The sequence below is a fragment of the Spiroplasma sp. hy2 genome (genome assembly GCF_044714365.1).
Taxonomy (GTDB): domain Bacteria; phylum Bacillota_I; class Bacilli_A; order Mycoplasmatales; family Mycoplasmataceae; genus Spiroplasma; species Spiroplasma phoeniceum.
Genome location: NZ_RXFZ02000229.1, coordinates 1 through 1,351, shown reverse-complemented (window position 1 = coordinate 1,351; position 1,351 = coordinate 1). Strand labels below are relative to the sequence as shown.

General features: G+C 21.5%; 1 protein-coding gene. It reads left to right on the top strand.

The annotated features are described in order from the left end of the window. The coding region (locus EHV01_RS05645; protein WP_422066607.1) for a lipoprotein at positions 1 to 500 on the top strand (500 nt) is incomplete at its 5' end. Positions 501 to 1,351: the final 851 nt, after the last annotated feature.

Here is a 1,351-nt window from a genome sequence, read left to right as displayed (position 1 = left end):
DAWAAWATATGAAAAAAATATTAAACATTTTAGGAACAGTCACTTTAATTGGAACAATCACAACAAGTTTAGTTGCTTGTAATAAACCACAAGAATATACACCTGATGAATTAACAAAATTAAAAGAACAAAACAATATAAAAACAAAAGATGGTATTTTAGAATGAATAGCATCACAAGAAAAACCATTTAATAAAGTTGATAATAAGTGATATTATGTAATATGGAGAGGAAATAAAGAAGATAATTGAAGATTAATTAAATTTAAATATTCTAATTTGGAAAAAAAAGTTTTAGATAAATATAATGAATATAATCTTAAAATAGAAGAAAAAGATTTGCTTATTTACGAAAATAAATTTCCATATCGTGTTTGGTCACGACGATTAAATATTAGTGGTAATAATTTTAAATCAGTTTACCGTTGAAATTTAAATACAAAAGAACCTAATTTAATTTTAGATGAAAATGGCAATGTAATAAAAGTTAATGAAGAATAGAAAAAGAGATTTAATATCTCTTTTTATTTTTATCTTGGTTTAAATGTAATTTTAATTGGGTTAGTACTTTTATTTCTAATGCCCAATACATTTGGGTTAGAAACATTTAATATAATTTCTTTATCATTACCAAAATGATAAAAAGTAAATTCATAAATCCCAAATAATAATTTAGGTAATAATGTTTTTGAAAATCTAATTTTTAATTTTACTTCATTAGTATAATATGCTTGTAAATATGTTTCTTTAATTTTACTATTATCATTATTAGATAATTTTGTTATTTGAAGCAACAATTTTAGTTTACCTTTATATTTTTCAGTTTCATAACTATTTTGATAATCATCATAATTTGGTAAACCATTAGTATAAGCAGTAGCAAATGTTTTAATATCATTATTTATATTATCAGTATATAAAGTTATTGTATTATCAAAGTTAACTTTATCAACTTGTGAACGACCACTTTCTTGTAAAATTATATTTGATAGTGAACCAAAATTAACATCACAAGTATAATCTCCCAAAAGATTAATATTTCTATCGGGAATAAAATTTTCTATATTTGGTGGCCCACATTCAACTTGTAAATTATCTAAATTACTTATTTCTATTGTTTTATAAGCATCTTGGAATTTATTTATACTTTGAATTGTTGGGTCAATTTGTTTTAAATCAATTTCAATTTCATAATATGAATAATTAAAATTATTATCATCAAATAAGTTAATATATTTTTTACCTATGGCCTTTTTCTTACATTGTGCTGGTGCTGTAATTTTAGTTAATAATGGTAGTACTACATTAGAAGGCATAATATCTTTTGTATATTCTGGATAATTATATNNRYR